Annotated in this window: 4 protein-coding genes and 1 pseudogene; 3 read left to right on the top strand and 2 right to left on the bottom strand. The window is 38.5% G+C overall.

All coding sequences use genetic code 11. The features are described from left to right. Positions 1-135: 135 nt before the first annotated feature. A complete protein-coding gene (locus DXA15_RS24195) occupies positions 136-888 on the bottom strand; it encodes a GNAT family N-acetyltransferase (protein ID WP_128135740.1) in 753 nt (250 codons plus the stop codon). Between the two features lie 40 nt (positions 889-928). Here DXA15_RS24195 and DXA15_RS24190 point away from each other — a divergent pair. From DXA15_RS24190 to DXA15_RS24175, 3 genes and pseudogenes are all read left to right on the top strand, one after another. Further along, positions 929-3484 (top strand): annotated as a pseudogene (locus DXA15_RS24190) (outer membrane beta-barrel protein). Between the two features lie 13 nt (positions 3485-3497). Continuing rightward, positions 3498-4535, top strand: coding sequence for a sensor histidine kinase (locus DXA15_RS24180; protein WP_128135737.1), 1038 nt, complete (start codon positions 3498-3500; stop codon positions 4533-4535). Between the two features lies 1 nt (position 4536). Continuing rightward, positions 4537-5241, top strand: a complete 705-nt coding sequence (locus DXA15_RS24175; protein ID WP_128135736.1) for a LytTR family DNA-binding domain-containing protein — start codon at positions 4537-4539, stop codon at positions 5239-5241. 835 nt (positions 5242-6076) lie between these two features. Here the strand turns inward: DXA15_RS24175 and DXA15_RS25375 are convergent. Then, the coding region (locus tag DXA15_RS25375; protein WP_158579713.1) for a hypothetical protein at positions 6077-6622 on the bottom strand (546 nt) is incomplete at its 5' end.

Here is a 6622-nt window from a genome sequence, read left to right as displayed (position 1 = left end):
ATGTAGACAGCGACCTGTTACACGAGGATCTGTCACTTCTGAAAAATAATTAGAGGTATTCATTTTGCAATGATAAACTTTTTAGAGGAATTTTGGTGCGGTCGCCCTGATTGCAAGGTAGTCAAAATTATACTTTCATTTCTTAAGTATTCTCTTCAGGTGGGTAACGTCTTGTATTAAATTCACCGTTTCAAATTTTCCTTTATAAAACACAGCCCAGTTATTGAAAACACAAGGCAATTCCTTCGCTTTTTGTAATGTATCCACCTGAATCAATGATAGAGGGACATCATTCATTTCGCAATATTGTCTGACAATCCCAATTTTTTGATCGATATAAGGACACTGCATATCATAATAAATTGTCAGCTCTTTGCTTTCTATTTCCAGCTTTTTTGCATTTTGCGCGAACTTCGGCATTGTTCCGTCAAAAGAAAGTGCGAGCAATTCATATCCGTTATCGGTAGTATCGACTACCTCAAAACCAAACTTTTTCGCAAATGACTGGTCGGAAAGCCAGGATTTTTGTTTTTCTGCCCCGAGCATACAGATACCGGATTTACCCTTTTCTTTGGCATCGGCTATACAATATTCCATCAATGATTTTCCATACCCCTTCCCTTTGCAACTACCCAAAGTCCATAAACAATAGAGGTAATAATAGTTATCCCCGATTATGGGAACCCAGGCTGTTTCCAAAGGAGCATATTCGATAAAAATCGTTGCCTTCGCATTTAACTTTCTAAAGACATGACCTTCATTCAGCCGGTCAGAAAGCCATTGACGCTTTGCCTCAACACCCGGATGTAGCTTTTTAGTGCGGATAATGCAGCATAAATGCTCATCGGCAAGATTTTCTGTTGTTATGTTTATAAAATCAGTATCCATGTGTATCTTCGTTTCAATAGTGTAAATGTAGTGAACTTATATGAATTCTGCAATTCACCTCAAAAAACAAGCAATTCGTCAATCTTATTTGAAACCCGCTTCCCCACCCCATAGCTTTGCTGATAAATTATTAAACGACAAAAATATAAAGACGAAAAAGATCATTCAGATACTGCTTTTAGGGTTACTAGCTTATCCTTTATATGCACAGCAAACAGAAATCAAAGTTTCCGGCAAAGTGACAGATGTCAATAATGAAACCTTGGAGGGAGTAACCATCTTGCTTAAAAGTACTATTGACTCCGCCTATATTAGCGGAACCATCACAGACACTTGCGGGGTGTTTGTTCTTCCTAAGGTGAAACCGGATAAATACCTGTTGGAGTTTTCAATGCTGGGATATAAAAAGCAATACCTTACCATACAAACTAAAGAAAGCCGGCCCCTTCCTCCTGTCATAATGGAAGAGGATGCTCAACTACTTTCCGCTGTAACAATAACCGGTATGCGAAAACTGATGACGATGAAACCCGGTACGACCACTTTCGATATGGACGCCATGGTACTTGGCTCTCAGGGCAATGTGCTGGATGCATTAAGAAGTCTCCCGGGCGTAATGGTTAATGAAGATGGCAGTGTGATCCTGAACGGACAGACCGGCATTCAGGTGTTGGTCAATGGTAAAAGCACTTACCTGAGCGGAGACAAACTGGTCAATTATCTACGCTCAATGCCTGTTTCATCCATAAAAAATATCGATCTGATCACCAGCCCTTCCGCAAAATATGATGCTGCCGGCAAAACAGGACTGATCGATATCCGGACACAGAAGGTTACCGTTGAAGGCTGGACTGCCCAGGCTAATACAAGCTACCAGCAATCAGCCGATGGCAAATGGAACGTCGGAGGACGCCTGACCTACCAAAAGAATAAACTCGGACTTTTCCTCGATTATTCTCATTACCAGGGGAAATATAAATCGACGCTGGATATCTTCCGCGAATACAATTTGCAAAACACAGCATCCTCTCCCATGATGAACATCAACCAGAATTCAAGAATGAAAGATCGTAATCAGGGAGACTGGGCCCGCCTGGGAATGAACTACGATATAAACGACAACTTCTCTTTTGAGGTATCCACCAACGGAACATTGTTCAATAAGCGCATACCCGGCAGCACCGATACATACATTCAAAAATCCGGCAGTCCTGTCGACTCCTCTCTTCATACCCAAAGCCAGACTTATACCAAACAACGGGCCATTTCCGGCGGCCTTCTTCTAAACTACAAAAACGACAAGGACCAGACAGCCGACCTTTCATTCGATTATCTGCTGCACGAGCATAAACAAACGCTTTCCATGTTGAACGAAATGAAAAACCCGGAAGAACAGATATTAAACAGAGACACATTAAAAGGAGATATGAGCAGTAACATACGCATGTATTCCGCACAAACCAACTGGAGTATGCCTTTACCGGCAAAATTCAAGTTCTATTCCGGACTGAAGTTCACATGGGTAGATTTGGATAACAGTGCATTATATGCAAACCTGATGACCGGACAGTGGCTTCCCGACAACAGCCTGAGTAACAAGTATAAATATAATGAAAATATCAACGCCGCCTATATCCAGATAAACGGACAGGTTGGAAAATTCAACCTGGAAGCAGGTTTACGCCTGGAACAAACCCGTATCAGCGGAACGCAATATTCACCGGACATAAACCTGAAAGACTCTTCCTATACGGACAACTATATCCACTTGTTTCCAACGCTGACCGTGCAATACAATATACCGGAAACAGACAACAGTATCTCCTTTTTATATAACAAAAGGATCATCCGTCCAAACTATGGCGACCTGAGTCCGTTCAATTATATATGGGATGATTATACACGTTCAACCGGTAACCCCGACCTGAAAGCCGAACTCACGGATAATATAGAATTCGCTTATATTCACAAGAAATTATACCGGGCAACCCTGTTTTTCTCTTACACCAAAGCTCCTATCATGCAGAGTATTGGAATAATAGAAGACAATATAGCTGTCGTTTATCCGGAGAATTTCTAAAATAATTCAAGGATAGGGCTCCGGTTAGACGCAGGCGATCTGATCAGAAAAAGATGGTGGAGAATGAGCACTAATGCAGCCCTGTTTCATAGTTTATACAAATGGAAAAATACCGGAAAAACTATCGAAAAGAAACTATTCACACCATCAGTCAGTATCAACAACCAGTTCATACTTCCAGCCGGACTGAATGCCGAAATATCGGGCTTCTATAACGGACGTATGGCTCTCGGGCAAGCTACCGTCAATCCGCACTGGTCTGTATCGATGGCCATACAGAAAAAGGTATGGGACGACAGGCTCACACTCCGTTTATATGCCAACGACGTGTTCCAAACGAACAGACAAGATCTTGACCTCGATCTGTCCGGAAATATCGGCAAGGCATCGACCAAACAGTTCAACGACTATCGCTGCATCGGAGTATCTGTCTCAATTAATTTAAAACAAGGCAAACAATCTAAAAAAAGTAACCGTGATACAAGCATAGATCAAAGTAAAAGAATAAATTTATAGTTTGAAATCAGTTATGAAAATAAAATACAACTTCCTGAGTCCGTTGCTTATGACCATGCTAGCAATCTGCTGTTTGTGGATTGTCACGGACATGGCCTATGGGGTACGCATGTGGGAACTAGGTGCATCAGCCTGGTTCAACCGCATAAAGGCTCTCACTCTCATAATGATAAATGTTATCCTAGCCTCCCTGTTCTTCAATAGCTTGGCCAATGTTTTCTTCGACAGAAACAAAGAAAACAAACTTCTTCCTAAAATAATGGAATACTTTTGGGTGATCCTGTTTATCGTTGTCACACTCAATATCAGCCTGTACGTAATAATTATTTTCATCAATGAAATGACTTACCGCTGGGGAGAAGCCTTACTAATCAATGCCACAGCCTTGCCTATATTCCTTTTTTATTATACTTCTATCAGAAATACGATCTTAAACAAGCATTACACAGAAAAGATCATTCAGTTGGAGAAATTAAAAGTCGATCAATTGGATGCCGAACTGAAACTATTAAGATCACAATATCATCCGCATTTTCTATTTAATGCCCTGAATACCGTCTATTTTCAGATCGACGAAGAAAATGAAGCTGCTATCGAATCGATCGAACGGCTTTCCGACCTGCTCCGTTATCAACTATACGATATAAATACGAAAGTAACGATCAAACAGGAAATCGATTACTTGCAGACTTACATACAATTTCAGCAGCTCCGTATGACGGAACGACTGAAATTTGAATCATCTTTCGATATGAATCTGAAAGAACAGAAAATACATCCGCTACTGTTTCAGCCTTTATTGGAAAATGCCTTTAAATATGTAGGAGGGGATTACCTAATACAAGTTCAAATGCAACAAGAAGATTCAGCCATTCATTTTATGGCTAGAAACAGCACTATACCTGACACAGACCCAAAGGGAAGAACCGGTATAGGTATCGAGAACCTCAGAAAAAGATTGAATCTACTTTATCCCGGCAAATACCGGTTAGACATTACAAACAACGAAACTTATTTCACTGTTAATTTATTCATCGACTTATCAGAATAATATGGAAATAAAATGCATTATAACAGATGACGAACCTATCGCCCGGAAAGGATTGAAGCGATACATCAACAAAGTTGATTTTCTGACAATAGCCGGAGAATGCGAGGATGCAGTACAACTCAATAACATGCTAAAGACTGTTCATGCAGATTTGCTTTTCTTGGACATCGAAATGCCTCATCTGTCAGGACTGGATCTTTTAGCCGATCTGCAAAACCCGCCCCACATAATTATCACCTCAGCCTACGAGCAATATGCCCTGAAAGGATACGAGTTCGATGTAGTGGACTATCTACTAAAACCAATTCCATTTTCCCGCTTCCTGAAAGCGGTTAATAAAGTACATACAATGATAGAATCCGAATCAAAAAAAGAGGAGGATATATACATCTTTATAAAAACAGAGAAACAGCTAAAAAAAATCTATCTCAAAGAAATACTCTTCATTGAGAGCATGGAGAATTACATTATCATCCATACACCAGCCGCCAAAGATACAGCCAGCATCCGGTTAAAATCCATACTCGACACACTCCCTGCAACTTCATTTATGCAGGTACACCGTTCATTCATAGTAAACCTTTCCCATATACAAGCCATCGAAGGAAATCAGTTAGTTATCGGAGAACATAAAATACCCGTATCCCGCCCCATGCGTGAAGAGGTGTACAAAGCGATTATCAATAATCAGCTAATTACAAAATAGCTCGTTTAATAGAAATTTCATTAGCTCACTCATGCGAGTTATGAAGCAAATCTACTTTTAAGATAAAAAAGATAACGGCTACATATTGTGCTAGCTTTGTGGAAAAAGACAGTACTGACAACTATATAAATAAAATCCGAAATACACTATCATACTATCATTTTTTATCATAACAAATTATACAACAGACTATTACATTATGATAGTAGATGTTTTCAACTATCATTTATCTATCACTAAACTATCATACCCTGCTTAAAAAGCAGGGAAGACAGCATGCTATTTTCAGTAAGTATATAACTAATTTTCAGCAAGATAGTAAGAACTATTGTTTGACACCCGGGTCTTGATATCATCGACACCCGGGTGTAGGCATCGTCAGGATGGGGGTGTAAAACCAGGTGAGACAGGCATCCTGGCAACAAAAAGTCTGTATCCGAGTGAAGTTAAATCATAGTTTTGGTATAAAAAGGTAGTAGGCCGACGAATGATAAGATACCCTATACAGCAGTAATGAACAGCTTTTATAGTCAAAAAAAGACTAACCGTTAGTTAAAACTCTGTTAAAATGACAGTTAAATGATAGATAAATGATAGTTAAAAGTATCTACTATCATACATTAACCAACTGAAAAACAATATTCTACATAGAAAAATGATAGTATGACTGTATATAATAATCGAAAAGTATCCCAGATAATAAGAACGAAAAGTTTATCCACATCAAATTCACCCTTGGTGAAAAGAAATTCATCTTCCCCGATGCGTTCTTGATGGGATTCTTGGAGGTGGAGGAATAATATTTAAGCATACAATAAAAGAGGTAAATACTAAATTATAGTATTCTAATTAATATATCTCTATATTTTTCTTTTTCTATTGTTGACTCAGTTTTGTTGTACTCATCTATTGCAGACAACAATAGTTTGCTATCTTTGAACTGAGGGGAGGTATACTTTAACAACATAAGTTTGTCAAAGATATTTAACGAAGATGACTTTACTAATTCTCCAAAATCTGCTGTATTAAAAGGTGTATCTGTATTAAATGAAAATTGAATCCGATTATAATTACGTTTTATCCAATATAAAATATTTTCGTTTACAACACCATTGGTGAAAAGATTTGACAATGCGTATGTTATAGCCCTATTTAGTTTCACATGGGTAGCCCAATGAATTGTATCATAATATTGTATTAATAGTTCTAATTCATCATTGTTGTGAATTATTATCTCTTTAGATTCAGTATTAATTGCTGATATAATTATATCGCAAAATGAGATAATCGTAGGTGTGTATGAGTTAAAGTGTCTCTCCAATTTTTCACAAGTAAAAGGATAATCAACAATATCAATATTCTCTTTATGGTTTATTGCATA

This window comes from Parabacteroides sp. AM58-2XD (assembly GCF_003463685.1).
In the GTDB taxonomy this organism is placed as follows: Bacteria; Bacteroidota; Bacteroidia; order Bacteroidales; family Tannerellaceae; genus Parabacteroides; species Parabacteroides segnis.
This window is presented reverse-complemented; position numbering and strand designations above follow the sequence as displayed.